Origin of the sequence: Citricoccus sp. NR2 (genome assembly GCF_027594385.1) — a bacterium.
GTDB lineage: Bacteria > Actinomycetota > Actinomycetes > Actinomycetales > Micrococcaceae > CmP2.
Genome location: NZ_CP115154.1, coordinates 954,989 through 979,596, shown reverse-complemented (window position 1 = coordinate 979,596; position 24,608 = coordinate 954,989). Strand labels below are relative to the sequence as shown.

General features: G+C 68.1%; 27 protein-coding genes. 10 read left to right on the top strand and 17 right to left on the bottom strand.

The genetic code is table 11. From position 1 onward, the window contains the following. Positions 1-9: 9 nt before the first annotated feature. Both O1A05_RS04550 and O1A05_RS04545 read right to left on the bottom strand, forming a co-directional pair. Complete coding sequence (locus O1A05_RS04550) at positions 10-720, bottom strand: Pr6Pr family membrane protein (protein ID WP_270106877.1); 711 nt, start codon at positions 718-720, stop codon at positions 10-12. Next, positions 717-1,292, bottom strand: coding sequence for a YbhB/YbcL family Raf kinase inhibitor-like protein (locus O1A05_RS04545; protein ID WP_270106876.1), 576 nt, complete (start codon positions 1,290-1,292; stop codon positions 717-719). The genes O1A05_RS04550 and O1A05_RS04545 overlap by 4 nt, the downstream gene beginning before the upstream one ends. 191 nt (positions 1,293-1,483) lie before the next feature. Between O1A05_RS04545 and O1A05_RS04540 the strand changes: the two genes are divergently transcribed. The 3 genes from O1A05_RS04540 to O1A05_RS04530 all read left to right on the top strand — a co-directional run bounded on the left by O1A05_RS04540 (position 1,484) and on the right by O1A05_RS04530 (position 4,606). Continuing rightward, a complete protein-coding gene (locus O1A05_RS04540; RefSeq protein ID WP_270106875.1) occupies positions 1,484-2,020 on the top strand; it encodes an NADPH-dependent FMN reductase in 537 nt (178 codons plus the stop codon). 93 nt (positions 2,021-2,113) lie between these two features. Further along, a complete protein-coding gene (locus tag O1A05_RS04535) occupies positions 2,114-3,916 on the top strand; it encodes an FAD-binding protein (protein WP_270106874.1) in 1,803 nt (600 codons plus the stop codon). 135 nt (positions 3,917-4,051) lie between these two features. Beyond that, positions 4,052-4,606, top strand: coding sequence for a YceI family protein (locus O1A05_RS04530; RefSeq protein ID WP_442867664.1), 555 nt, complete (start codon positions 4,052-4,054; stop codon positions 4,604-4,606). 21 nt (positions 4,607-4,627) lie between these two features. Here O1A05_RS04530 and O1A05_RS04525 read toward each other — a convergent pair whose 3' ends face one another. Genes O1A05_RS04525 through O1A05_RS04505 form a run of 5 tightly spaced genes read right to left on the bottom strand, consistent with a single transcriptional unit; the run spans position 4,628 to position 6,846 of the window. Then, positions 4,628-5,224, bottom strand: coding sequence for an alkaline shock response membrane anchor protein AmaP (locus O1A05_RS04525; protein ID WP_270106872.1), 597 nt, complete (start codon positions 5,222-5,224; stop codon positions 4,628-4,630). Further along, on the bottom strand, positions 5,221-5,781 hold the full coding sequence (locus O1A05_RS04520) for a DUF6286 domain-containing protein (protein WP_270106871.1): 561 nt from the start codon (positions 5,779-5,781) through the stop codon (positions 5,221-5,223). Before O1A05_RS04520 ends, O1A05_RS04525 begins: the two co-directional genes overlap by 4 nt. After that, positions 5,778-6,191: an Asp23/Gls24 family envelope stress response protein gene (locus tag O1A05_RS04515; RefSeq protein WP_270106870.1), complete on the bottom strand. Its 414-nt coding sequence runs from the start codon at positions 6,189-6,191 to the stop codon at positions 5,778-5,780. The genes O1A05_RS04520 and O1A05_RS04515 overlap by 4 nt, the downstream gene beginning before the upstream one ends. Before the next feature lie 5 nt (positions 6,192-6,196). After that, a complete protein-coding gene (locus tag O1A05_RS04510; RefSeq protein ID WP_270106869.1) occupies positions 6,197-6,379 on the bottom strand; it encodes a hypothetical protein in 183 nt (60 codons plus the stop codon). A gap of 5 nt (positions 6,380-6,384) precedes the next feature. After that, the gene (locus tag O1A05_RS04505; protein ID WP_270106868.1) at positions 6,385-6,846 is read right to left on the bottom strand and encodes an Asp23/Gls24 family envelope stress response protein; all 462 of its coding nucleotides are present in this window, start codon (positions 6,844-6,846) and stop codon (positions 6,385-6,387) included. A gap of 226 nt (positions 6,847-7,072) precedes the next feature. On the opposite strand from O1A05_RS04505, the gene O1A05_RS04500 reads away from it, so the two are divergent. The 4 genes from O1A05_RS04500 to O1A05_RS04485 all read left to right on the top strand — a co-directional run bounded on the left by O1A05_RS04500 (position 7,073) and on the right by O1A05_RS04485 (position 9,497). After that, on the top strand, positions 7,073-7,642 hold the full coding sequence (locus O1A05_RS04500; protein ID WP_270106867.1) for an RNA polymerase sigma factor: 570 nt from the start codon (positions 7,073-7,075) through the stop codon (positions 7,640-7,642). Then, on the top strand, positions 7,639-8,193 hold the full coding sequence (locus O1A05_RS04495) for a hypothetical protein (protein WP_270106866.1): 555 nt from the start codon (positions 7,639-7,641) through the stop codon (positions 8,191-8,193). Before O1A05_RS04500 ends, O1A05_RS04495 begins: the two co-directional genes overlap by 4 nt. Beyond that, complete coding sequence (locus tag O1A05_RS04490) at positions 8,183-8,662, top strand: hypothetical protein (protein WP_270106865.1); 480 nt, start codon at positions 8,183-8,185, stop codon at positions 8,660-8,662. The genes O1A05_RS04495 and O1A05_RS04490 overlap by 11 nt, the downstream gene beginning before the upstream one ends. A 238-nt stretch (positions 8,663-8,900) precedes the next feature. Continuing rightward, positions 8,901-9,497, top strand: coding sequence for a GTP pyrophosphokinase (locus tag O1A05_RS04485; protein ID WP_270107502.1), 597 nt, complete (start codon positions 8,901-8,903; stop codon positions 9,495-9,497). A 242-nt stretch (positions 9,498-9,739) separates the two neighbouring features. On the opposite strand, the gene O1A05_RS04480 is transcribed toward O1A05_RS04485, so the two are convergent. The 3 genes from O1A05_RS04480 to speB are packed head-to-tail and all read right to left on the bottom strand — an operon-like array spanning position 9,740 to position 13,826. Beyond that, complete coding sequence (locus tag O1A05_RS04480) at positions 9,740-11,134, bottom strand: YjiH family protein (RefSeq protein WP_270106864.1); 1,395 nt, start codon at positions 11,132-11,134, stop codon at positions 9,740-9,742. Continuing rightward, on the bottom strand, positions 11,131-12,867 hold the full coding sequence (locus tag O1A05_RS04475; protein ID WP_270106863.1) for a flavin monoamine oxidase family protein: 1,737 nt from the start codon (positions 12,865-12,867) through the stop codon (positions 11,131-11,133). The genes O1A05_RS04480 and O1A05_RS04475 overlap by 4 nt, the downstream gene beginning before the upstream one ends. After that, complete coding sequence (speB, locus tag O1A05_RS04470) at positions 12,864-13,826, bottom strand: agmatinase (RefSeq protein ID WP_270106862.1); 963 nt, start codon at positions 13,824-13,826, stop codon at positions 12,864-12,866. The genes O1A05_RS04475 and speB overlap by 4 nt, the downstream gene beginning before the upstream one ends. Before the next feature lie 264 nt (positions 13,827-14,090). Between speB and O1A05_RS04465 the strand changes: the two genes are divergently transcribed. Continuing rightward, positions 14,091-14,888, top strand: coding sequence for a nitrilase-related carbon-nitrogen hydrolase (locus O1A05_RS04465; protein WP_270106861.1), 798 nt, complete (start codon positions 14,091-14,093; stop codon positions 14,886-14,888). Further along, the gene (locus O1A05_RS04460; RefSeq protein ID WP_270106860.1) at positions 14,885-15,784 is read left to right on the top strand and encodes an Lrp/AsnC family transcriptional regulator; all 900 of its coding nucleotides are present in this window, start codon (positions 14,885-14,887) and stop codon (positions 15,782-15,784) included. Before O1A05_RS04465 ends, O1A05_RS04460 begins: the two co-directional genes overlap by 4 nt. A gap of 31 nt (positions 15,785-15,815) precedes the next feature. Here O1A05_RS04460 and O1A05_RS04455 read toward each other — a convergent pair whose 3' ends face one another. Genes O1A05_RS04455 through O1A05_RS04430 form a run of 6 tightly spaced genes read right to left on the bottom strand, consistent with a single transcriptional unit; the run spans position 15,816 to position 22,298 of the window. Next, a complete protein-coding gene (locus O1A05_RS04455; RefSeq protein ID WP_270106859.1) occupies positions 15,816-16,625 on the bottom strand; it encodes a pyrimidine reductase family protein in 810 nt (269 codons plus the stop codon). 27 nt (positions 16,626-16,652) lie between these two features. Beyond that, positions 16,653-17,558 carry a dihydropteroate synthase gene (gene folP / locus O1A05_RS04450; protein WP_270106858.1) on the bottom strand — a complete coding sequence of 302 codons (906 nt, stop codon included), beginning with the start codon at positions 17,556-17,558 and terminating at the stop codon, positions 16,653-16,655. Continuing rightward, complete coding sequence (locus O1A05_RS04445; RefSeq protein ID WP_270106857.1) at positions 17,555-18,616, bottom strand: pyridoxal-phosphate dependent enzyme; 1,062 nt, start codon at positions 18,614-18,616, stop codon at positions 17,555-17,557. Before O1A05_RS04445 ends, folP begins: the two co-directional genes overlap by 4 nt. A gap of 44 nt (positions 18,617-18,660) precedes the next feature. Continuing rightward, positions 18,661-19,425, bottom strand: coding sequence for an SDR family NAD(P)-dependent oxidoreductase (locus tag O1A05_RS04440; protein ID WP_270106856.1), 765 nt, complete (start codon positions 19,423-19,425; stop codon positions 18,661-18,663). A gap of 43 nt (positions 19,426-19,468) precedes the next feature. Next, positions 19,469-21,112 (bottom strand): amidohydrolase, encoded by a 1,644-nt coding sequence (locus O1A05_RS04435; RefSeq protein WP_270106855.1) that lies wholly within the window; start codon positions 21,110-21,112, stop codon positions 19,469-19,471. Continuing rightward, positions 21,102-22,298 carry an aromatic amino acid transaminase gene (locus O1A05_RS04430; protein WP_270106854.1) on the bottom strand — a complete coding sequence of 399 codons (1,197 nt, stop codon included), beginning with the start codon at positions 22,296-22,298 and terminating at the stop codon, positions 21,102-21,104. Before O1A05_RS04430 ends, O1A05_RS04435 begins: the two co-directional genes overlap by 11 nt. A 214-nt stretch (positions 22,299-22,512) precedes the next feature. On the opposite strand from O1A05_RS04430, the gene O1A05_RS04425 reads away from it, so the two are divergent. Next, positions 22,513-23,814, top strand: a complete 1,302-nt coding sequence (locus tag O1A05_RS04425; protein ID WP_270106853.1) for an aminotransferase family protein — start codon at positions 22,513-22,515, stop codon at positions 23,812-23,814. Here O1A05_RS04425 and O1A05_RS04420 read toward each other — a convergent pair. Further along, positions 23,792-24,532 carry a M50 family metallopeptidase gene (locus O1A05_RS04420; RefSeq protein ID WP_270106852.1) on the bottom strand — a complete coding sequence of 247 codons (741 nt, stop codon included), beginning with the start codon at positions 24,530-24,532 and terminating at the stop codon, positions 23,792-23,794. The genes O1A05_RS04425 and O1A05_RS04420 overlap by 23 nt on opposite strands. Between the last annotated feature and the right edge of the window lie 76 nt (positions 24,533-24,608).

The following is a 24,608-nucleotide window of genomic DNA, read 5'->3' as shown; positions in this document are numbered from 1 at the left end:
GAGTTTAGGTTAGCCTCTCTTAAATTTCAAACGGTTTGAAGCGAGAACTCGGTCGACGGCGAACATCACCCCGACGACGACGAGATACACCACCAGGATCACCCCGACCGTGGGGCCCACCACGCCCCAGCCCCGCCCCGGCACATCCAGGATGTCGTAGGGGTACCAGTCCAGCAGCGGGCCGCGGAAAAGTGTGGCTCCCAGCCAGGTCAGCGGCAGGATTGTCGAGGCCAGTATTCGTCGCCCCGTGATCTCCCCGCGCGGGCCGAACACCAGCCACACCGCGGGCGCCAGCACCGGCAAGACCACATGCGCCAGCGTGTCGTTCCACCACTCGACGCCGACCAGGGGCGAGTCGTCGCGCAACAGCACGTTAAACACCAGCCCGGTGATCGCGATGCAGCCGATGGAGGCGATGCGCACGACGGCGAACACCGCGCCCCACCGGCCCACCACGCGGCCAACCACATGGCCCGCCGGGCGTACCGCAGCAGCCACCGACGCGATCAGCACCAGCAGGCACGAGGTCACCGTAAAGTACGCGGGCTGATTCGCCATGTGCTCCCACCCGGCGTCGAACCCGCCGGCGTAGCCCACATGGTCGGGTAACTGGCTGTGTTTCCAGCTGCCGATATTCATCGACGTCGACACCGCGGCCAGTGCCACCAATGCGACGACGCCGTGGGCGATCCGCGCCGCCCGGTTGAACTGAACGCTCACTCGGTGATCTCGCCGGTCACCACCAGGGTCGCCCGGCCGATCTCGTGGCCGAAGCGGTTGAACCCGAAGAACGCGTTCGAGGCGTCCGCGGGAATGTCCAGCTCCGGTACATCCAGGGCGTGCACGGTGATGAAGTAACGGTGCTCCCCGTGTCCGGCCGGCGGGGCGGCACCGATGAAGCCGGCTCCTCCGCCGTCGTTCTTCAGTTGGAACGCACCCACTGGCAGCCCGGAACCATCCGCCACCCCGGCGTTTTCTGCCAGCTCGGTCACCTCAGCAGGAATGTTGCCCACCGACCAGTGCCAGAACCCTGATCCGGTGGGAGCGTCCGGGTCGTACACCGTCACCGCGTAGGACCGCGTGCCCTCGGGCGCACCCGACCAGCTCAGCTGCGGGGACGCGTCTTCGCCCCCGGGCACCCCGAAGGCCCCGGAATACTGCGCCGCCGGCCACGCCCCGCCGTCGGTCACCGTGGTGGAGGTGACGCTGAATTCGGGCACCGTTTCCAGTCGGGAGTAGGGGTCGTTGCCGCGGGAGTGGAATTCGGAGATGCCAGCGGGTGTGTCGGTCATGATGACTCCTATCTTCGGTATCCTTCGGCCAGAACAGCCAGAGTTTCCTTCAGCCTAAGCCGCCCACCGCGGGCTCGTCACGCGCAGACATACAGCTGGCTTCGCCCCCTGCCCGTCACCACCGGGACCGGTACGGTATAAACAGCAACGGTTAACCCAGCCCGCACAGCACCTCTTTCGAAAGGACCACCGTGAAACTCGGCGTCGTCATTCTTTCCGTCCGCTCCCCGCGCAAGGCCGATTCGGTGAGCGCCTGGGTGCTTGATCGCCTGAACACCCGCGCGCTGGACGACGTCGAGTGGACCACCCTGGACCTGGCCGACTACGACGTCCCCGCCCTGCGCCGCTACGGTCAGTCCGGGGAGGCCGACGCCCCGGCGGATCTGGTGCGGTGGCGCGACGACGTCGATCGTTGCGACGGGTTCCTGTTCATCACCCCCGAGTACAACCGCGCCATGCCCGGGTACGCGAAGAACGCCTACGATCTGCTCGATGCACCCTGGATGAACAAACCGGTCGCGTTCGTCTCATACGGGGGCGTGGGCGGGGCGCGCGCGGTGGATGCCTGGCGGGTCAGCATTCAGCCGTACAACCAGCCCAGCATCGGGCACCAGGTGCTGCTCTACAACCGCTTCGATTTTGAGGGGGATACCCTGAACCCCACCGACCGGCACACCCAGACCCTGGATAAGGTGGTGGACGAGCTGGTGCGGGTCGCCGCGCGCTGAATCACTCCCGATCAACGGGACCTGTGTGGTCCACAGCACCCGCTTGTCGCGACGATGGACCAAAATCCCCCGTTACGAAGGGCAGAAATCGTCATGTCTTCCTCGCACGCCGACGCGCCACGCACCGCCACCCACCGGTCCGACGCCGCTACATCCGCCCACGCCGATCGTGAGGTGGACCTGCTGGTGCTGGGCACCGGTGCGGCCGGACTGTCCGCCGCGCTGACCGGCGTCGCCGGAGGCATGACGGTGCTCGCCCTGGAGAAGACCGACTGGATCGGCGGCACCACCGCCTATTCTGCGGGCACCGCCTGGGTTCCGAACAACCCGTATCAGCGGGCCGAGGGCAATACCGACGACGCCGAACGCGTGCAGCGCTACCTCGACACCCTGGTGGGCGAGAAGTCCCCGCGAGAAATGCGCACCGCCTACGTGGAGAACGCCCCCCGCATGCTCGACGCGATGGCGGACCTGGGCGTGCGCTTCCTGCACTCCCCCGCCGTCGTCGATTACCACTCCGAGCTGCCCGAAACCGGTGCCACGGGCCGGGCTTTGGAGCCCGAACCCTTCGACGGGCGCCTGTTAGGCCACCGTTTCGCCCATGTTCGCCCGCCGGTGCACGAGTTCGCGCTGATGGGTGGTGAGCTGATGGTCCGCCGTCCCGAGGTCAACACGCTGCTCGGGCTGTTCTCCGGCCAGGCCAAAAAGACCGCTCAAGCCGCCATCACCGCCCTCGGCCTCGGCGTGCGCTGGGCCGCCGACCGGGTGCGCCAGCATCCCCGCGGCACCCGCCTGGTGATGGGCAACGCCCTGGTGGCTCGCCTGTACTACCAGCTGGTGGAACGCGGCGGCGAGGTGTGGCGTCATGCCCGCACCGTCGAACTGCTCCGCGAGACCAGCACAGAAACCGGCGCAGAGACCGGAGCCGTGACCGGCGCCGTCGTCGAGTATCAGGGTCGCCAGCTCACCGTGCGCGCACGCCGTGGTGTGGTGCTGGCCGCCGGCGGGTTCGCACAGTCTCCGCACCTGCGCGCCAAATACCTGCCCTCACCCACACCGCAGTTCTCCCGCGCCGCGGAGGGCGTCACCGGCGATACCCACGCCCTGGCCACCCAGATCGGCGCGGCCCTCGGCCCAGACAACGGCGAAAACGCCCTGTGGTTCCCCTCCTCCGTGGGCACCCGCGCCGATGGCTCCATCGCCGTCTTCCCGCACATTTGGGACCGCGGCAAACCCGGGGTCATCGCGGTGAACTCCGCCGGTGAGCGTTTTGTGGACGAGTCGACGTCATACCACCGTTTCGTGCGCGCTATGTACGCGGCGCATGAGACCACCCCGAGCATCCCGGCCTGGCTGGTGGTGGATTCCCGCACCCTGGCCCGCTACGGGCTGGGCATGATCACCATGCCGCACCTGCCCAAGCTGGCACTGCGACGCCACATCGACTCCGGTTACCTGCACACCGGGCAGACCCTGCGCGAGCTGGCCGAGAACATCGGGGTGGACGCCCAGGGGCTGATCAACACGGTGAGCCGCTACAACGGTTTTGCCGCCACCGGGGTGGACGAGGACTTCCATAAGGGCGAACTGCTCTTCGGGCAGGTGGCCGGCGATCCGAACCACGGGCCTAACCCGAATATCGGCCCGGTGGCGGAGGCGCCCTTCTACGCCATCGCCGTCGTGCCGACCCCGCTGGCCACGTCCCGCGGCATTGCCACGAACCCGAACGCTCAGGCGCTTGACGCCGACGGCGCCCCGATTCCCGGCCTGTACGCGGTCGGCAACGATGCGCAGTCGCCCTTCGGTTCGGAGTACCCGGGCGCCGGTGCTCAGGTAGGTGGCGGCATGACCTTCGGTTGGGTGGCCGCCCGCCACGCGGCCGGGACACGGGACTGACCTTCCGGAAGACCGGCGGGGCCGTGACACGGATCTCGTCGGTCTCTGCCGGGCACGGTCCGAACATGGCACAATGTTCAAGCGATGGTTGTACCATTAGTCGCGCCGTCCATGACTCCCGAGAGGAACAGTACCGTGACCCTTCATCCTGATTTCGCCGGCACCTGGGACATCGACCCCGCGCACAGCCGCATTGGGTTCCAGAGCCGGCACGCCATGGTGGCCAAGGTCCGCGGGGCCTTCAACTCCGTCACCGGCTCGGTTCGCTTCGACGGTGACGCGCCCTCCGACGCCGCCATCGAGGTGCGAGTCGACATGGCCAGTGTGGATACCCGCAACGCCGAGCGCGACAACCACCTGCGCGGCGCGGACTTTTTCGACGTCGAGACCTATCCGGAGATGGTGTTCGTTTCCACCGCCGTGGATGAGGTGGAGGAGAACAGCTTCATCGTCACCGGTGACCTGACCATCCGCGATGTCACTCGCCACATGTCGATCCCGCTGGAGTTGCTGGGCCTGGAAACTGATCCGTTTGGGCAACAGCGTGCCGGGTTCGAAGGCAGCCGCCGCATCGACCGCAAGGAATTCGGCGTCTCCTGGAACACCCCGCTGGATTCCGGCGGCGTGCTGGTCAGCGACAAGGTGACCCTGGAGTTCGAACTCAGCCTGGTCAAGCGCCGCGAGGGCTGACCGTTCCTCGCGAGGGGGTCCTTACTGCACCCGCACCTCGTGGCGGCGCCCGGACTGACGGGTCACGTCCACGAGGATTCCCGCCGCGCTGAGCGGTACTCCCAGGGCCTGCACGGCCTGCGGGAGGACCTCGTCATGCACACGACGCACGACGGCGGCCACATCTCCGCGTTCCTGCACGGTGACCTGCACCGCCAGCTCGGCGTCGCGGCGTGCCCCGCGCAGCACCGCCCGGGCGGCGACGACGTCGTCGAGCGTTTCCGCGGTGGCGGCCACCGCATCCGTGAGCACGGCCGCATCCATCACGGTGGTTCCGGTGCGCGCATCGGCGTGGAAACGCAGCGTGGCGGCCCGGCGGCTGCGCGGAATCTGGGCGATCACCCAGGCCAGGCCGGCCGCCGCGAGCATCATCCCCACCGCCACCACCACGGCGGGCAGCCACGCCAGAGTCTCCACGGTCGTCGCACCCGCCCACGGTCTCGCCTCCGGGGCCAGCACGGGGTCCACACCAGCGAACACTCCCGCGGCGATCAGCCCCCAGGTCACACCGATGGCCAGCAGGAGCGTGCCCAGCATTCCGAGCAGCACCCGGTTCAGCACTCCGGCACGGGTTTTCATGAGGCCTCCTTCACCTGAGCGGTCACGCGCACCCGCGGCACCCGGGTCAGACCGGTGCCGGCCAGGCGCTGTTCCACGTGCTCCCGCACCTCGGCCACCAGAGTCTCGGTCTCGCGTAGCGGCGTCGTCACCGTCACCACCACCGATCGCGGCCCAGCGGAGGTGCGCACACCCGCCACCCCATCGACCTGTGCGGCCACCGCCGACACCAGCGTGGCCATCCCCTGGGTGAGCAGCAGTGCCTCCACGGGCGTGCGGGTGGCTTCGGTCGGCTGGGGCGCGTCCAGGGGTGCGGCATTCTGTGCGCCCGGGATCACCGCGCACAGCACGAGCACCAGCCCCACCAGCGCAGCCACCACCGCGACACTCCAGCCGGCAACACCGTTCCACGACAGGTCGCTCACCCCGGTCAGCAACTCCGCCACCGCCGGCGGCCAGTCCCCGGTGAACAGCGCGGTCAGCCCCGCCCACAGGGTGGCCCCGGCGATCGCCACCACGACGACGGCAACCACCAGGGACACAGCGGTCCGCGGGGGACGGCGTCGCAAATGTTTCATCGCAGCACCCGCTCATCCGCTCGGCCCACCCGCGGATGCAGGTAGCGCACCCGCACATCCACCTGGCGCACGCGCACCCCGGTCAGCTCGGTCACCCGCTGCGCCAAGCGATCGCGCAGCCGCTGAGTGGTGTCTTGAATCGACGCCGGGAACGGCAGCCCGACTTCAACCTCCAGCGCGGCCGAGGTGCCGGAGAGGTTCACGTGCACCCGTGGCCGGGCCTGCGAATCCCCTTGAGCGCCCAGACCCAGAAATCCACCGGAGCGACCCTCGATGTCCGCCATTTCGGAAGCGCACTGAGAGGCGATCTTCTGCACCACCTTCTCGGTCAGGACCAAGCCACCGCGCTGCGCGGCGGCCGTGCCCGCACCCGCAGGCGCCCCCGGACTTTCGGTCGTCGTCGCACCCATCTCGGTCACCGCCGGTCGGTGGCGCGACCCACCAGGGCACCCAGGTCCAGGCGCCCGTCGAGCACCAGGCCCACCACCAGTCCGACGGCGGCGAAGAACGTCACCACCAGGAAGGCCATGAATCCGCCAAAATAGGCCACGATGCCGAGCACCAGGCCCACCACCAGGCCCAGGCTGGTTCGGCTCATCCCGTTCACAGCAACACCTTCGCCTCTGCGTGTTCGACGTCGTCGTCCTCGGGCAGGTGCACATCGGAGACGTGGACATTCACCTCGATCACGTCCAAACCGGTGGCGGATTCCACACTCTCGATGACGTCGGTGCGGATCTGCTCGGCCACCGCCACCACCGAGGAGCCGTACTCCACAATGATGGTCAGATCGATGGCGGCCTGGACGTCGCCCTTCTCCACGGAGACCCCGCCGGCCACGTTCACCTGCGAGCCGGGAATCCGGTTCGACACCGCGTCAAACATGCGACGGGCGGCCGTGCCCATCGCGTGGACCCCGGGCACATGACGCGCCGCGAGTCCCGCCAGTTTGGCGACGACGCTGTCGTTGATGGTGGTGCGGCCCAACGAGGTCTGCAGCGGCGAGGCGATCTCGTCCCCGACCGTGGTGACCGATGGTTCGACCCTGGTCTCGGTTGCGTCCATGGGCGTATCCTTCTCTCTGGCTTATGCACCCGGATGGGGCACGATTCTCGTTCCTGCTCAGGATCATGCCCGGCGAGCGATCACAGTACCAGTTCTGCGTGCCAGAAGATTTTTCGCACTTGACCTGTTGATACTCAAAAGTAGCCGTCTTATAGCTGGCATGGTTGAAAGACAGAAACGTTGACCGACACTGAAACTATCATTCGAACCGTCGAAGGGAGGCATCATGGACGCCGAGCCGGATCCTCATCTCATCACGCTGGTACTGCGCGCCCAGGACGGCGACGTCGCCTCCTTCGAGGAGCTGGTCTTGCGCTATCAGACGCCGCTGTTTCGCATGGCCTACCGCACGCTCAATTCTCGCGTCGACGCCGAGGACGCCGTCCAGGACACCTTCACCTCCGCCTGGACCAAGCTGGACCAACTGCGCCAGCCCGAAGCGTTCTCCTCGTGGCTGTACCGGCAGTGCGTGAACCGCTGCCGGGACCTGTTGCGCCGACGTGGCTCCCTATCCGCCGCTCTGCTCAGCTCCGATTTACTGGATGAAACCACCGCTACCAGCGCCGCCGACGCCGACCCGGTGCGTCAGGCGGAACAGTCGTCGTCCATGGATGAGCTGGGCCGACTGCTGGAATCATTGCCCGAAGAACAGCGCATGGTTTGGGTGTTACGCGAACTGCAACACTTTTCTTATCAGCAGATTGCTGATGCACTAGAGATCACAGAACCCACGGCACGCGGACGCTTAGCCAGAGCGCGCAAATCTCTGGCCGAGGGAATGGAGGGGTGGCGATGAGCACCGATGACATTCTCGAGTGCGGCCGCCCCATCGACGACGTCTGGGACCATCTGGACCGTCCACCCACGGAACACGAGCAGTCCTGCACGTACTGCATCGAGGCGCGACGACGATTCACACGACTGCGTGATCTCACCGAACAAGCCCGCGAGGCCGACGAGAAGCACGAGATCAGCCCCGAGTTGGCTCAGCGCGTCGTCGATTTCGCCCGCTCCCACGTCCGCCGCGGCAAACCGGTGCCGGTGTATCGCACCCCGACCACGGATCTCAGCTTCAGCGAGTACGTGTTCCTCTCCACCATCCGCCGCGTGGTGGACAGCTATACCGGTGTGCTCGCGCGCCGCTCACGCATTCACGTGGACGAGAACCCCGAGGGCGGACGCACCCGGATGAGCATCCGCGTCAGCCTCGTCGTCGACCCCCGCATCTGGCGCAGCGGCTACGACGAGCAGCTGCGCTCCGCTCTCATCCACACCTTCGCCTCCGAGCTGGGCGTGGAGCTGACTTCCGTCGACCTCGTGCTGGAGGACCTGCACTATGATGCCTGATTCCACTCCCGAACCGCTGGATTCCGGTACCGGTTCCGGTTCTCGACCCACCGACACCGAGCACGCCCTGCGGGAGCTGCTGGCCCACACCATCGATGGCGTCGCCGGGGTGTTGCGCCGCGAACCCACGGTCACTGATGTGCTCTCCGCCCTCACCGACGGGTTGAGCCGGGCCGCGAGCCGGTTGCGCCCGCGCCGTCGGGCACCGCTCACCGACACCGAGGCTTACGGCTGGACCCAGCGCGACGCCGACCCCAGCCGCACCGACGGTGTGCGGGTCACCCTCGACGACGGACGCGTGTCGGTGCAGGTGGAGGTCTCCGCCCAGCGGGACCACCAGACACTGACGGTCGCCGCCGATGTGCATGACGCTGTCGTCACCCGCCTGCAGGAGCGCCAGCACAGGGTCGGCAGCGTCAAGGTCACCATCGTGGAGGTCCGCGACGCACAGGTCCGCCCCCGGACTTAGCGGACACATCCCAGGAACCGTGGAGCCGAGCCTCCTAGACTTCCTGAAGAACGACCGACACCGAATCGGAGCAGCAGTGAGCCTAACCCCCTTCCCCTCTTCTGACGCCGCATCGCGCCCCTTCCAGCGGCTGACCCGATCTGCAACGTCGAAGGAGACCTTCATCGTGCAGTCCGGGGCGGGGTCGATCACCTTCACCGGTCAAGAACTGGAGACACTGCGCCACTCGCTGCAAGGCATGCTGCTGGAGTACAAGTTCGCCACCCGGGAGGTCGAGACGAAGCTGGCCGTGCTGCGCGACGAGTTCAAGCAGCTGCACGACTACAACCCGATCGAGCACATCTCCACCCGCGTGAAGACCATTGATTCGCTGCTGAACAAAGCCGAGCGCAAGGGAGTCGGCCTGGATCTGCCGCGGATTCGCCGGGAAATCACCGACATTGCCGGGGCGCGGGTGACCTGCAGCTTCGTCACCGACGTCTACCGTATTTTCGACCTACTCGCCGCCCAGGACGACATCACCCTGCTCGAGGTGAAGGACTACATCACCCACCCCAAGCCCAATGGGTACAAGTCGCTGCACGCCATCATCACCCTGCCGATCTATTTGTCGTCCGGCCGGCGCGACGTGACCCTCGAGATCCAACTGCGCACCATCGCCATGGACTTCTGGGCGTCCCTGGAGCACAAGATCCACTACAAGTACGACGGCGACGTCCCCTCCGGCATGCTCGCCGAGCTGAAGGACGCCGCCGACACCGCCGCCGAACTGGACCAGCGCATGGAGCGCCTGCACCGCGAGCTGCACGGCGGCCCCGGCACCATCACCGCCTGAGCCCCGCCCGAGCACGCTGAAACATACCGTGCAGAATTCCACCACGTGCGAGGGTAGACGCGGTCCAACCATGCCGGTTTCCCCTGAATCCCCCACTCAGCCCCAGGACGAGTCTGTCGGCGACGTCGTCGTAGCCAACGGGTGGCCCACTACGACGACGCCGGACAGGCGCGCTGGGCGAACAACGCCGGGGTGAAGGTGTTGCGCGGGCACGGCCGGTTGATCGGCGAGCGCCAGAGTGATCAGTAGAACAGGTGGGCCATCACCACGATGACCGGGAGGGTGATCACGGTGCGCAGCAAGAAGATCGCCACCAGGTGGTGGAAGCGCACCGGAATCCGCGAAGCCAGCAACATGCCGCCCACCTCCGACATGAAGATCAGCTGGGTGATCGACAGGGCACCGACGATGAACCGGGTCATCTCGGCGTCAATGGAGGCAGCGAACGCCGCGGGCAGCAACATGTCGGCGAACCCAATAAGCATGGTGGCCGAGGCAGCTTCCGCCTCGGGCACCTGCATCAGCTCCAGCACCGGGATGAACGGGGCGCCCAGCCAGGTGAACAGCGGGGTGTGCTCGGCCAGCATCACGGACACCGTGCCGATCGCCAAGATACTGGGCACCACCACGACCCACATCTCCAACACATTGGAGAACCCGTGGCGGATCACCGTACCCAGGCGCACCTCCGCTCCCCGGTCCAGGCCGTTGCTCCACGCCCGACGCAGCATCCCGCGCCGCGGCGGAGCCTCGTCCTCCGGCTGCGGCGTCACGCCCTCGGCGTACTCGTCGGGTATTCGGGAGAGCGGCGGAATCCGCACCATCACGACCCCGGCAATCAACCCGGCCACCACGATGGTGAGGTAGAACGGCAGGAACATGTGCTGCAACCCCAGGTATCCCAGGATCACCACCGTGAAGGTGACGGAGACGATGTTGAACGTCGTGCCCAGCACCGCGGCCTCGCGCTTGGTGTAGTACCCCTGCACATACTGCTGATTCGCCATCAGCACGCCAATCGAGCCGTCGCCGAGCCAGGAGCTCAGTCCCACCACGGAGGACCGTCCGGGCAGGCGGAACAGCGGGCGCATCAACCGAGTCATCAGCGCGCCCACGAAGTCCAGCAGCCCGAAGCTCAGCAGCAGCGGCAGTAATAGCCCGGCCAGGAAGAAGACCGTGGCCAGGACGGTGGCAAGATCCAGGATCACCGCACCGGTGTTTTCGCCCCACACCTGCTCCGGACCCACCTGCAGAATGATCAGCAGCGCGAACACCAGCCCGGCCACGCGCACCGCCAGCCACATCCAGCCGACGTCGAAGAGGGTACGGCCCAGATGGTTGTCCAAGAATCCCGGACGCACGGTCCACCACAGCAGCGTGCCCACCACGGACACCGCCACCAGGGTGACAATGATCCACGGGACGACGACGCCGAGCCCGGTGGTCAGGGTGTCCGAGAGGAACGCGATGGGGATGGTCACGGAGCCGGCACCGTCGGGCACCGGGACCATGAAGATCAGCACCCCGATCAGCGACGGGAGCAGGAACCACCAGGCGCTGGACGCCCGAGACCGGCTCGGCGGTGTGGCCACCTCGGGGTACGTGTGTGCCGACGTCGACGATGTGCTCTCCTTCATCGGATGCCCCCTGTCACGGTACCGGATCCGTGGCTGGTCCCGTCCAGTCGCACCGGTGCTAGCTCATCCCACTGGTCCCCGGGGCCCGGGTTCTCGGGGGCGCTGCTGCCGCCCAGGTGCCGGACCACGCCCCACACTGCGTTCAATGCGGTGGTCACCGCGCCCTCAGCCCAGCCGGCGGTGAAGGAAATATCGTCGCCGGCCAGGAAGATTCCGCGCTGGTGCGTCTCCAGTTCGTCCTGCATGAAGTGGCCGAACAGCCGCTGTTGGTACCGGTAGTGACCGGGCAGATTGTTCTTGAAGGCACCCATGAAGTTCGGGTCGGCCTCCCAGGACACCGTGATCGGTTCGCCCACGATATGCGAGCCGATGTCCAGCCCCGGGTAGATCTTGTGCAGCGAGTGCAGCATCAACCGGGTGCGCTCGGTGGCGTCCAGGGCCAGCCACTTGAGGGCGTCGTCGTTCCAGGTGTAGGACAACAGCATCGCCGCTGGCTGGTCCGGCCCTTCGTCCAACAGATAGGTGGCACGCGGAAGCCGGTCGGTCAGCGTCATCGACATCACCGGGCGTCCCGTCTCCGGATCGAGATCCCGCCAGAAGGACCGGTCCACCATCACGAAGGTCTTGGAGGAGAGCATGTAGTGACTCTTCTCGATCGCCGTCCACATTCCCGCCGGGAACAAGGATTCATCCGTGTCGATCCGGCTCGAGAGCAGCCACGACTGGCAGGTCACGACGGCGGAGGCGAACTCGCGGGTGCGCCCCCATTTTTCGGTGATCCGGATCCCGCCACCAGGCAGCTTTGAGTTCTCCCCGCGGTGGATCCCGGTGACCGCGCCCCGCGGGGTGCCGCCGTGCAGGGAGGCCAGCGAGGTGCCGGCCGGCCAGTGCACCATCTGCGTGGGCACGTGCTCCCACAGTTCCAACGGGAGCCGCTGCGCCCCGCCCACGATGCCGCGGTGCTGGTCGTCGGCGTCGGTGAACACCACGCGCAACACCTCCAGAATCGAGTTGGTGAAGTCGGTGTCCCAGCCGCCCGACCCGAATCCGACCTGGCCGAAAGTCTCCAGGTGCTCGAAGCTGAGCTCACCGAACGCGCGCGACGACGCCAGGAACCCGTAGAACGATTCGTCGTCGAATTTCACCACGAGCTCGTTCCACAGCCGTTTCAGCGTGGCGGTGTCGCGGGCACGAATCGCGGTCTGCACGGCTTCGAGTTCGGCGTCTTCCACCAGGGCCCGCTTCCAGGCCTCGGCCACCTCGCGGTAAAAGTCCGGCAGATCTTCGGCACTTTCGGCGTAGACGGTCTCGTTCTTCAGCTCCACCACCGTGGAGGGGGTGACGTCGGCCAGCGGGTTCGGGAACTCGCGGGTTTCCAACCCCAGCTGGTCCACATAGTGATAGAAAGCCCGGCCTGAGGTGGGGAAACGCATCCCGCCTAGGTCGACGACGACGTCGGAGTTGCCCTCGAACGACTGTGACTTGAGGCGTCCTCCGATCGCCCCGGCCTCGTAGACCACCGGCTTGAGCCCCATTTTCATCAGTTCGTAAGCGGTGACCACCCCGGCCAGTCCGGCGCCCACCACGGCCACCTCGGTGCCGTAGGCCGATGCGGGCACGGAGCCCAGACCTGCGGGGTGGGAGAGGTAATGGTCGTAGCTGAACGGGAAGTCCGGGCCGAGCATGGTCAGCGGTCCGGTCTCGGGTGTCGGCCCGGTCTGTGGTGCGCTCATCGCTGTCCTCCGCTCATGGCTGAAACGAGTTCGTACACCAGGTGGCTGGCGGCGATCCCGGTGAGCTGGGCGTGATCATACGCCGGGGCCACCTCGACGACGTCAGCGCCCACAATGTTCAGGTCGGATAGCTCCCGAATCACCCGCAGCATTTCCCGGCTAGTCATCCCACCGGCCTCGGGGGTTCCGGTGCCCGGGGCGTGGGCCGGGTCCATCACGTCGACATCGATGGAGATGTACACGGGGGCATCCCCCAGGCGGTTCCGCAGCCGGTCAATAGCAGCGGCGATACCGTGCTCCTCGATGTCCACGCTGCCGGTGATCTGGAAGCCGAGTGCGGCATCGTCGTCGAGGTCCTGCTTGCCGTACAGGGGGCCGCGCGTGCCCAGGTGGGCGCTGGCGGTCAGGTCGATAAACCCCTCCTCGGAAGCGCGGCGGAACGGGGTGCCGTGGGTGACCGGGGCGCCGAAGTAGGTGTCCCAGGTGTCCAGGTGCGCATCGGCGTGCAGCACCGCCACCGGGCCGTGCTTCTCGGCCATGACCTTCAGCAACGGGTAAGCGATCGTGTGGTCGCCGCCAATGCATACCAGGCGGTCAGCGCGTTCCAGCAGCGCGCGGGCACCGTCGGCCACCTGGGCCACCGCCTCGTCCAGGTTGAACGGGTTGGCCACGATGTCTCCGGCGTCGGCGACTTGAGCGACGGCGAACGGGGAGATGTCCTGTGCCGGATTGTAGGGGCGCAGCAGCCGGGAGGATTCGCGCACGTGGTTGGGGCCGAAGCGCGCGCCGGGGCGGTAGCTCACCCCGGAATCGAAGGGCACCCCGGCCACCGCAATGTCGGCGTGGCCGACCTCGTCCAAGGTGGGCAGCAGGGCGAAGGTGGCGGGCCCGGCATAGCGCGGGGTCTGCGCTGAATCCCGGGGGCCGATCGGGGCAGTGGTATCCGAGTGCGGTGTCATGCAACTCTCCTCAGAAGGTGATCTACAGCACGGTCTTGTGGGTAACCTACGCGCAGAATCCGTAGGCGGCAATCACCGGAACCGCCCCGGAAACCCTCCGAAACCGCGTTTGTGTCGCCACCATCTCACCATCGCACGGCAGGACCGCCAACGATTCTCCATTGTGCCGCGATACTGCTCACTGCGCACATCATCTGCGCCGAATTCGCCGCGGAGTGTGTCCCAGCCCTCACTACGGTAGCGGTCTGCGGGCATACTGGGACCATGAAAATCGCCGTGTTCCAGGAAACCGCCGAACCATTGCGGATCGAGCACAATCTGGGTCTGATCAACGACGCCGCCGCTGCCGCTGCCCAGCAGGGGGCCACGCTGATGCTGACCCCGGAGCTTTTCCCGGTCGGCTACGCGCCCGCGCGCGTGCGCGCCGAGGTGAGTGACGACGACGTCGCCGCCGCGCACCGCGCCCTGGAGGAGATCGCCCGTCGTCACGCCATCGCCCTGGTGTACAGCCTGCCCGACGACGGCGCCCCCGAGCACCGCGGCATCACGGCCACGCTGGTGGACGCGACGGGTCAGCGCCTGGCCCACTATCAGAAGGTGCACCTGTTCGGACCCGAGGAGCGTGCCGCCTTCACCGCCGGCGATACCCCGCCACCGGTGGTGCACTACGGCGGCCGCGCTCTGAGCCTGGCGGTCTGCTACGACATCGAGTTCCCAGAAATCGCCCGGGCCGCGGCCACCGCGGGTGCGGAACTGTTGCTGGTGCCCACCGCCCTGGCCGGGGATGCCCCCGAGATTCCGCGGCTGCTCGTGCCGGCCCGCGCCCTGGAGAACCGGATGACGGTGGCCTACGCCAATCACACCGGGGTGGAGGACGGGCTCGATTTCGACGGGCGCAGCGTGGTGGCCGGTCCCGATGGCGCGGTGCTGGGCTCGCTCGACGGCGCCCCCGGGCTGCTCGTCGTCGACGTGGGCCCCCGCCCCACCCCCGGACCGGAGGGACCCTGGTATCTGGAGGACCTACGGCCCGAAGTACACCGGACCTGGCTGGATGCCAGATGACGCGCGACGTCGACGAAGCCCTCATCCAGGCGCTGCGCGAGGACGGCCGCGCCACCTACCGCGAGCTCGCCGCCCGGCTCGGGGTGCAGCGCTCCCTGGTCTCCACCCGGGTGCGCGCCCTGCTGGATTCGGGCCAGATCCGCATCGTCGCCGCGGCCGACCCGGCGTTTCTCGGCGACCGCGCCCTCGCCCACGTCTCCATCACCGGTCACGGGGACCTGTCCGCGCTCATCGAGGGGCTGTGCGCCCGCCCGGAGATCCCTCTGGTGTCGACGACGTCGGGTCCGGTGGATGTGGTGGCCGAGGTGCACGCCGCCGATGAGGCCGCCCTGCGGGAAACGCTGCGTTGGATTCGCGGGTTACCCGGCGCGGAAACCGTGCGGGTGAACCTCTACACCGACGTCGTGCGCGGTACTTTCGCCTCGCATTTCACCGGAACCGGCACCGTGGACGTCATTGACACCGCCCTCATCGAGCAGCTGCGTCACGATGGTCGCACCAGCTACCGCGACCTCGCCAAGCAGGTCCGGCTCTCCCAGACGGCGGTGCGGGCCCGGGTGCACCGGATGCTCGACGCCCGGATCCTGAAGATCAGTGCGGTGGTGCGCCAGGATGCCGCTTCCGACCGGGTGAAGGTCGGCGTCGGGCTGAACCTGGGCGGGGACGAGCGGTCCGTGTTGGCCGCGCTGGCCGAGAGCCCGGAGGTCGAGTTCACCGCACTCACCCTCGGCGGGTTCGACCTGATTGCCACGGTGGCCGGGGCCTCCCCGCGCGAACTCTTCGCCCGCTTGGACCGGCTCAAAGCGCTCGACGCCGTGCACCGGCTCACCAGCTGGCTGCACCTGCGCACCGTGAAGGAAGACTACTCCCGCGCCGTCTCCGCCGCGCGCGCGTAGCCGTCAGTCTTTCGCGCCCGCGCGCGTGAACCTATGCCCGCCGCGTCCGGTATCGCAGCAGCAGCTCGTTCCCGCAGCGCAGCACCCCGTTCAGTTTCATCTCGGTGGGCACGGCGGACGTCCCGCGGGTAATCCGCCCCGCCAGCCCGGACTCGACGGTGGGGGCGGCGGTCAGGCACAGTTCGTCCACCGCCCCGGCCGCCAGCAGCGCGGCAAACAGGGTAGGGCCGCCCTCGCAGTGCACCCGGTGCAGCCTGCGAGCGCGCAGATCCGCCCGCAGTAACCCCACCTCAAGCCCCGTTTCACCCACGACGACGACGTCAGCCACCTCGCTCAGCGCGGCCCGCCGCTCGGCGTGCAATCCGCCCCCGTCGGCCCCGGCTCCGCTGGTTCCACCGCGATGCGTGTACACCACCGGTCGCACCGGCGCCTCGGTGAAGATCGGCGAGTCCGGGTCCAGATCGAGCCGCCCGGACACCAGGGCGAACACCGGCTGCTCAGGCATCCCGCGGTCCCGGCGCCACGCGACGGCGTCGTCGTCGAGCACCATGGCCCCGTAGCCCTCTTTCCGCGCGGTGCCGGCCCCGAGCATCACCACATCGGCCTGGCGGCGCAGCAACTCGAACACCGCCTCGTCCCCGGCGGTGCCCAGCGGACCGGACACCCCGCCCCGGGTCACCGCGCCGTCGAGACTCGTCACGAAATTCACCCGCAACCAGTCGTGCGCCTCCCCCTGACGCTCAGGAAACGCGTAGTGCTCCAACAGCTGCGCCGGGCTCAGGTCCTCGGCCGGGTCCGGCCACAGCCGGTCGATCCGCACGTTCTCGTCCTTCGTCCCCATCAGTCCCGCCTCTTCCAGTCAGTACCCTCACACATTGTGGGTGGGGTGCGTGTTGTGTTCCAGGCGCACCGGGGTCCTCCACCCCAGAATCGCCTCGGTCATCCGGGCGGCATCCACCGCGGCGACGACGTCGTGCATCCGCACAATCCGAGCCCCGGCCAGCACGCACGCCACCATCGCTGCCACAGACCCGGCCCCGCGCTCCTGTTTCGGCCGGTCCAGCACCTCGCCGATGAAGTCTTTGTTCGACACCGCCGCCAACACCGGCGCCCCCAGCCCGACCATCTCGTCCAGCCTGCGGGTCAGCTCCAGGGAGTGCAGCGTGTTCTTGTCCAGGTCATGCCCCGGATCGAGGATGATCCGCTCGGCCGGCACCCCGGCGTCGATGGCGCGCCGCATCCGCACCTCCAGAAAGTCCCGCACCTCGGTCACGACGTCGTCGAACCGCGCCGCCGGTTTCTCCTCCCGCGGCGGCCCCACACTGTGGGTGATCACCACGTGCGCGCCCGATGCCGCCACCACCTGGGCCATCTCCGGGTCGCCCAGTCCGGAGGTGTCATTCACGACGGCGGCCCCGGCCTGCACCGCCGCCCGAGCCACCTCGGCGCGGTAGGTATCCACGGAGATCACGACGTCGGACTCGGCCGCGACCGCTTCGACCACCGGGACCACTCGGTCGATCTCCTCGTGCACCGATACTGCTGGCCCGCGCCCGAACGGCACGCCGCCGATGTCGATCCAGTCCGCCCCCTGCTCGGCGGCCCGCAGCCCTGCCGTCACCGCCCGATCCAGTTCGTACGTGACTCCGGCGTCGTAGAACGAATCGGGGGTGCGGTTGATCACCGCCATCACCGCTATCTGGCGGGAGAAGTCGAAGGTGCGCCGCCCGATTCTGCGCACCTGTTGCTCAGGCCCTGGAGTCGTCCGGCTCATGGGCGCACCAGCTCGGCGAACCGGTCCAGGTCGATGTTGCCGCCAGAGAGCACGACGCCGATGCGCAGCGGACCCTCTCCGGCAGACCCAGCAGCGCCCGCAGACCCAGCAGCCAACCACGCCTGGGCTCCAGCCAGGCCCAGGCATCCGGTCGGCTCGACCACCGTTTTCAGGTAGGTGGCCATGAACCGCATCTGACCCACCAGTTCGGCATCCGAAACGGTGAGGATCCCGGCAGCGTGGGCTTGCACCACCGGGAACGTCACGGCCCCCACCTGGGCGGTCTGCGCGCCGTCGGCGATGGTCTGCGGCACCGGAATCGTCACCCGTTCGCCGCGCTCCAGCGACTGCTTCACGTCGTCGCCGGCCTCGGGCTCCACCCCGTACACCGCGCACTCCGGCGCCACCGCAGCCGCCGCCAGCAGCGACCCCGCCAGCAGTCCGGCCCCGCCGCAGGGCACCAACAGCGCGTCCAGCGTGGCCCGGTCAGCACCGGACACCTGCGCGACGTCCTCGAACAGCTCCAGGGCGGCCGTGCCCTGACCCGCGGCGATGTGCGGGTGATCAAACGGCGGGATGATGTGCCCCCCGGTGCCGGCGGCGAGCTGTTCCGCCATCGCCACCCGATCCTCGGTGTAGCGGTCGTAGAGGACCACCTCCGCACCGTAGCCGAGCGTGGCCTCCAGCTTGGCCGCCGGGGAGTCCTCGGGCATCACGATGGTGGCGGTGCGCCCCTGCAGGCGGGCAGCCAACGCCACCGCCTGCGCGTGGTTGCCAGAGGAGTAGGCCACCACCGGGTCCCCGGCGGGTAGTCGGTGCAGGGCGTTATAGGCGCCGCGGAACTTGAACGCGCCGATCCGCTGCAGGTTCTCCGCCTTCAAAAACACCTGCACCTCGCGCCCGGCCGTCTCGCTCCACGCCCGATTCAGTCGCGTCGAGGTGAGCACGGGGGTGCGGTGGGCGACGCCGTCGAGCACGTCCGCGGCGGAACGGACGTCGTCGACAGTGGGCACGGCCGGGACGGCAACAGAATCAGCGGGAACAGCAGAATCAGACATAGCCTTCAGCCTAGACGCGCGACGCCCACCCATCGAAGAGGCCGTCACTGCGCGGTGTATCCGCCGTCCACGGGAATCGACACCCCGGTGAGGTAGCTCGCTTCTTCCGACGCCAGATACGCCACGGCCGCCGCGGTGTCAGCGGTGGTGCCCAGCCGACCCAGCGGAATCTGGGAGACCACCGCCGCCAACGCGCCCTCAGGGTCGTCCTGGTCGGAGAGCCAATCCTCGATCAGCGGCGTCTTGGTCATGCCGGGGGCCACCGCGTTGACCCGGATCCCGTGCGGGGCCAGCTCCACCGCCGCACCGCGCGTGTAGGCCAGCAGCGCACCCTTCGAGGCGGTGTAGGTGGTCAGGGTGGCCACGCCCACGCTCGCCAGGCGGGAAAGCACGTTGATGACGGCACCGCCCCGTACCGAGAGCGGCTCGACCGCGGCGGAGGTCATCGCCATCGCCGCGAACGTGTTGATGGCGAACACCTCAGAAATCTCGGACACCGGAGTATCGGCGATCAGACCCGCGTGCCGACGCCCCGCGTTATTGACCAGCACGTCGAGCCGACCGAACCGCTCCAGCACCTCGCCCACCACCCGCGCCGGTTCGCCGGGCGCGGTCAGGTCGGCGGCGATCGGGAGCACCGGTTCAGACTCCGGCTGCCCCAATCCCTCGTCGTGTCCCGAACCAGCCGTGCGGCTGGTCACCACCACCTGGAACCCGTCGGCCGCGAGCCGCTGGGCGATGGTCAGCCCGATCCCGGAGGATCCGCCGGTCACCAGCACCACGCGCCTCTCATCCGATCCTGTGCTCATCGTGCCTCCCTTTGCTCGAGTCCTGGTCGCTCCCGGATACTCTTCACACCTCCGGGCTGCGGTGCGTGAATCGGCCGCCCACCATGGTCGCGTCCACCGGAATCGCGTGAATCTCGCTGACGTCGACGTCGACCGGATGCTCCCGCAGCACCACCACATCCGCGAGCTGGCCAGGCACTAGCCGGCCCTTGTGACGCTGCCCGGTGACCTGCGCCGACCCTACCGTCGCTGCGGCAAGGGCCTCCTGAACCGTGATCCGCTGCCGGTGCCCGTACTCCCGACCGGCTTCAGTGAGACGCTCGACGAACGACTGGATGCCTCGCAACGGCGCCCCGGCGGTGACCGGCCGATCTGAACTGAGCGCCAGCGGCATGCCCGATTCGAGCACGCTGCGCGCCGGTTGCGCCCATTCGGTGCGTTCCGGGCCCACCGCGGCGCGGATGCCCTCTCCGAACGTGCTGATGAAACTGGACTGCATGACGCAGGCGACGTCGAGCCGCGCCATCCGATCAATCTGGTCGGGCCGCACCACAATCCCGTGCTCCACCCGGTTCGGCACACTCCGCGCCCCATCACGACGGCGCGCCTCCTCGATGATGTCCAGCGCCAGATCCAGAGCGGCATCCCCGACGGCGTGCAGGGCTACAGACCAGCCGGCGGCGTAGGCGGCAAGCACGCGGGCCCGCATCACCTCCGGATCCTCCTGCAGGTAGCCGTGTTGACCGGGGCAGGCGTCATAGTGTTCGGTCACCTGCGCCGTGCGCCCAAGAATCGACCCGTCGGTGAACACTTTGACCGGTCCCAACTGCAGTGCATCGTCACCCCAGCCGGTGCGCAGCCCGCCGCTGAGCCCCCGCCGCTCCGGTTCGTCGTCGTGCCCGCTCAGGCTCTGCAGCACATCGATGACCGGCATCACCTGCATCCGGGTGCGCAGGGTGCCGGCTTCACGCGCCGCCTGATAGCCGGCGAGCTCACCGGGTGCGTGGCCGATCCACCCGCCGGCCACCCCGGCGTCGGTCACGCTGGTCAGCCCCTCACGCGCGTACTGGGCGGTGGCCAGGTCCAGGGCGCGAGCGATGGTGTCGATCGAACTGGGCAACAGCAGGTCCTGGATGAGTTTCATGGCGCGCTCTTCCAGCACCCCCGTGGCACGCCCGGTCTCATCCACCACGATCCTCCCGCCGTCGATCTCCCGGCCCAGGTGCGCCCCCACCCCGGCTCGCTGCATGCCAAGCCCGCTGAGCTGGCAGGAGTGTCCGGAGGCGTGCTTGATCCACACCGGCCGCCCGTCTGAGGCCTTGTCCAAGGCGTCGGCATCGGGCACGGCCCCGCCGATCAGGACCGGGTTGAACCCCGAGGCGATCACCCAGTCCCCGGGCTCCGTCTCTGCCGCCCGCGAGCGCACCACCCGGTACACGTCCTCGAGGCTGCGCACCGCCGATAGGTCCGCCTCGATCAGGGTCATCCCGTACCAGACCGAGTGCGCGTGCGCGTCGTTGAACCCCGGCAACACCGTGCGTCCGCCCAGCGACACCACCTCGCGCGCGGTCAGCCCTGCGGCGTCGTCGCCGATCGCCACCACGCGCCCGTTCAGCACCGCCATACGGTCCACCTCTGCGGGCGAATCAGTGCCCGGACCAGCACCCGTAACCACCCGGGCATCGCGCAGGATCACATCAACCAGCATCGCGCACCCGATCATGCACCTCGAGGATCGCGTTCGCCAGCCGGTCCACCGCCGCGGTGGGCACCCCCGCCAGGTTGATCCGCCCAGAAGGCACGCCATACACCGCGTGGTCGATGCGCAGCCGGGCCATCTGCTCCGGGCTCAGCGGCAACCGCAAAAACATCCCCCGCTGATCCGCCAGCGCCGGCCATTCTGGCGCGTCCGAGGCCGCCGTCAACCCCCGCACCAGCCCTTCGCGCAATCCTGTGATCCGCTCCCGCATCTGGTCCAGCTCGGCACGCCACTGCGCGCGCAACCCGTCGTCGCCGAGCACCTCCGCCACCACCCGGGCACCGTGCGAAGGTGCCTGCGAGTACGCCGCCCGAGCGATCACCTCGAGCACCCCGTGCACGTACGTACCGCGCTCCGGGTTCGACATCACGGCGACGGCGCAGCCGGTGCGTTCGCTATACAGCCCCCACACCTTCGACGCGCTCACCGCCACGAGTCCCTCCGGCACGATCTCCAGCATCCGCCGCATCCCGGCCAGGTCCTCCTCCAGTCCGTCGCCCAGCCCGAAATAGGCGTGGTCGATCAGCGGGATCACCCCGGCCCGGTTCATCTCGTGTCCCAACTGCTCCCACACCGACACGGGCATGGTCAGCCCGGTCGGATTGTGGCAGGCACCCTGCAACAGCAACACGTCCCCGGCCCGCGCGCCCCGCACCGCCTCGACGACGGCGTCGACGTTCAGATACCCCTGATTCTCGATGGCGTACTCCTGGATCCGCAGCCCGGCCGCCTGCAGCACCGGCACATGGTTCACGTACGCGGGAACCCCCAGGTGCACCGTGCGCTCCGGGCCGGTGATCGCCAACAGCTCGGCCAACAGCCGCAGCGCCCCCGTCCCGCCGACCGCCTGCAGCGAGCGCGCCCGCTGGGTCAGGTCGCTGTCGCCCAGTACCAGGTCGGTGATCCCGGCATTGAACTCGATATTGCCCGACGGGCTCGTGTACTCCTTGGTCGCGGCGATCGAGGCCAGCCGCAGCTCCGCCTCCTGCACCGCCTGCGGCACGGGGCACACCCCGTGCTCATCCCGGTACACGCCGATCACCAGGTTCAGCCGGTTCAAACGCAGGTCGGCGGCACATTCGGCCGTCAGCGCCCACAGCGGATCGAGTTGGAGGTCGGGTTGCGTCAGGAGCATGAGATCGCCTCGGCTTCCGGGTCGCGCCGTCGAGCTTTGCGGTCAGCCTAGTATGCAACCACCCTCGACGAAAAGATGCACCGCCCGATGTTCACCCGCGTGTTCCCCGCCACTTTCTTTAACCGGTGCTAGCTCCTAGCCTGGAAACAATGGCACTCAGATCCGTGCGTTTCTGAAGAAGCGTCGTCATCCACGTCGAAGAGAGGTCCAGCAGATGAGCAACACCGACCTGCACCCCCCGACCACCGCCACCGCCCCCCTCGTCGACGGACCCGCCCTCTGGCCGGCCCAGGCGCATACCCCCAGCGTGCTGGGACGTCAGCTCGTCATCGAGCGCGGCGAGGGTTCCTACATTCACACCACCGACGGGCGCCGTCTTTTCGACGGAACCGCCGGGCTCTGGCACGCCAATGTGGGGCATTCCCATCCGGAGTTGGCCCAGGCTGCATACTCCCAGATGCAACGGCTGGAGACTTATCACACCTTCGCCCGCTTCACGAACGATCAGGCCCAGGCCCTGGGTGAGCGCCTGGCCAGCATCTCGCCCATCGAGCGCTCCAAGGTGATCCTGAATTCCGGAGGGTCCGACGCCATCGACGTCGCCTGCAAGCTGGCGCGCCGGCATTGGCAGCGCGAGGGTCGACCCAGCAAGCAGCTCATTCTCAGCCGCGAATTCGCCTATCACGGCCTGCACGCCTATGGCACCTCGATCGCGGGCCTGGAGTTCAACCGTGAAGGCTACGGCACCGAGTCGCTCGTCCCGGAAACCGCGCGGGTTCCCGTGCACGACGCCGACGCCCTGGAGCGCATCATCCACGAGATCGGCGCCGACACCATCGCCGCCATCGTCACCGAGCCCGTCCAGGGCACCGGCGGGGTGAATCCTCCCGCGCCGGGTTACCTCGACAAACTGCAACGGCTGGCCCGTGAGAACGACATCCTGATCATCCTGGACGAGGTGATCACCGGGTTCGGCCGCACCGGCACCATGTTCGCGGCCGAGCGCTACCAGGTCGACCCCGACATCGTGACGTTCGCCAAGGGGGTCACTTCCGGCTACGCGCCCCTGGGCGGCATTCTGATCAGCCCCCGGCTGTGGGAGCCCTTCTACCGGGACTCACCGGACACCCCGGTCTTCCGGCATGGCTCCACCTACGGCGGTCACGCCACCGCCGCTGCCGTCGCCCTGGCGCACCTGGACCTGCTGGAGCGCGAGCAGCTGATCCCGCGCGTCCGCGAACTAGAAACGGTGCTCGACCAACAGCTCTCCGCCCTGGCCGAGCGAAACTCCGCGGTACAGGACGTGCGTGTGGCGGGCCTGCTCGGCGGCGTCACCCTGAATGAAAACCTCTCCGCAGAACGAGTGGCGGACGAGATCATCGAGCTCGGGTTCATCTCCCGGCCGCTGCGCGGCAACACCCTGCAGATTAGCCCGCCATTCATCATCAGCAACGACGAGCTCATCGCTTTCATGAACGCCATCGACGAGGCCATCACCACGGAAATGACCCGGTAGCCGCATCGAGCATCAGCCACCCACCAGCCACGAGGCACCCAGCACAGACCAACCAAAACACCGCAACCCACGCGACGGCGGGGATCCGGGTGAGGGCGGCCAGCTGGTCGGCGTCCGTGGCGCCGCGCGCGCTACCCCGCCCCGACACGACACGACGTCGCGCCCGCTGCAGGTCCACCACGGCTCGGGGCGCGATCAACAGCAGCGACCACACCAACAGGTACGCCATCCCGGTCAACACCGGCCCAGGGGCCAGCCACGACACCGCCGCAACCGCCACCCCGGTGGCCAGCACCACCCACAGCCCGTACAGGTTCCGGATCAGCACCAGCATGACCGCACACAGCAGCACCAGCAGCCACAGCCAGCCGGCGGCGTAACCGAGACTCACCAACCACGCGCCACCCAGGCCCAGTAGCGCCGGCGCCGGATAGCCCGCCAGCAGGGTCGCCACCATGCCGGGCCCACTCCGTCGCCCCCGACTCACCGTCACCCCGGAGGTGTCGGAATTCAACCGGATCCCGCTGAGTCGGCGTCCCACCAGCACCGCGACCAGGGCGTGCCCGGCCTCGTGGATCAGTGTGCCCACCTGCCGCACCATCCGGTATCCCAGCGGCGTCCACGTCACTACCAGCGCACCCACGCCGAGTGCCAGCACCAGTAACCAGCTCAGCGGCGGTTGCGCACTCGTCGCCCGCTCCCAAATCTCGATCACCACATCCCTAGGTATAGCAGTCCCGCCTGATCCCACCCTCCACGAGATACTGCACGATTGACGATAGTGTGTGCCGCAC

Bases quoted from the DNA above. Each gene is read 5' to 3' on its own strand.
- O1A05_RS04425 (WP_270106853.1), top strand. From the start codon at position 22,513: ATGAGCAACACCGACCTGCACCCCCCGACCACCGCCACCGCCCCCCTC.
- folP (WP_270106858.1), bottom strand. From the start codon at position 17,558: ATGAGCCGGACGACTCCAGGGCCTGAGCAACAGGTGCGCAGAATCGGG.
- O1A05_RS04475 (WP_270106863.1), bottom strand. From the start codon at position 12,867: ATGAGCGCACCACAGACCGGGCCGACACCCGAGACCGGACCGCTGACC.
- O1A05_RS04485 (WP_270107502.1), top strand. From the start codon at position 8,901: ATGCTGCTGGAGTACAAGTTCGCCACCCGGGAGGTCGAGACGAAGCTG.
- O1A05_RS04510 (WP_270106869.1), bottom strand. From the start codon at position 6,379: ATGAGCCGAACCAGCCTGGGCCTGGTGGTGGGCCTGGTGCTCGGCATC.
- O1A05_RS04520 (WP_270106871.1), bottom strand. From the start codon at position 5,781: ATGAAACATTTGCGACGCCGTCCCCCGCGGACCGCTGTGTCCCTGGTG.
- O1A05_RS04515 (WP_270106870.1), bottom strand. From the start codon at position 6,191: ATGGGTGCGACGACGACCGAAAGTCCGGGGGCGCCTGCGGGTGCGGGC.
- O1A05_RS04445 (WP_270106857.1), bottom strand. From the start codon at position 18,616: ATGTCTGATTCTGCTGTTCCCGCTGATTCTGTTGCCGTCCCGGCCGTG.
- speB (WP_270106862.1), bottom strand. From the start codon at position 13,826: ATGACACCGCACTCGGATACCACTGCCCCGATCGGCCCCCGGGATTCA.
- O1A05_RS04525 (WP_270106872.1), bottom strand. From the start codon at position 5,224: ATGAAAACCCGTGCCGGAGTGCTGAACCGGGTGCTGCTCGGAATGCTG.
- O1A05_RS04430 (WP_270106854.1), bottom strand. From the start codon at position 22,298: ATGCTCCTGACGCAACCCGACCTCCAACTCGATCCGCTGTGGGCGCTG.
- O1A05_RS04465 (WP_270106861.1), top strand. From the start codon at position 14,091: ATGAAAATCGCCGTGTTCCAGGAAACCGCCGAACCATTGCGGATCGAG.
- O1A05_RS04480 (WP_270106864.1), bottom strand. From the start codon at position 11,134: ATGAAGGAGAGCACATCGTCGACGTCGGCACACACGTACCCCGAGGTG.
- O1A05_RS04460 (WP_270106860.1), top strand. From the start codon at position 14,885: ATGACGCGCGACGTCGACGAAGCCCTCATCCAGGCGCTGCGCGAGGAC.
- O1A05_RS04545 (WP_270106876.1), bottom strand. From the start codon at position 1,292: ATGACCGACACACCCGCTGGCATCTCCGAATTCCACTCCCGCGGCAAC.
- O1A05_RS04455 (WP_270106859.1), bottom strand. From the start codon at position 16,625: ATGGGGACGAAGGACGAGAACGTGCGGATCGACCGGCTGTGGCCGGAC.
- O1A05_RS04500 (WP_270106867.1), top strand. From the start codon at position 7,073: ATGGACGCCGAGCCGGATCCTCATCTCATCACGCTGGTACTGCGCGCC.
- O1A05_RS04440 (WP_270106856.1), bottom strand. From the start codon at position 19,425: ATGAGCACAGGATCGGATGAGAGGCGCGTGGTGCTGGTGACCGGCGGA.
- O1A05_RS04495 (WP_270106866.1), top strand. From the start codon at position 7,639: ATGAGCACCGATGACATTCTCGAGTGCGGCCGCCCCATCGACGACGTC.
- O1A05_RS04435 (WP_270106855.1), bottom strand. From the start codon at position 21,112: ATGCTGGTTGATGTGATCCTGCGCGATGCCCGGGTGGTTACGGGTGCT.
- O1A05_RS04490 (WP_270106865.1), top strand. From the start codon at position 8,183: ATGATGCCTGATTCCACTCCCGAACCGCTGGATTCCGGTACCGGTTCC.
- O1A05_RS04535 (WP_270106874.1), top strand. From the start codon at position 2,114: ATGTCTTCCTCGCACGCCGACGCGCCACGCACCGCCACCCACCGGTCC.
- O1A05_RS04505 (WP_270106868.1), bottom strand. From the start codon at position 6,846: ATGGACGCAACCGAGACCAGGGTCGAACCATCGGTCACCACGGTCGGG.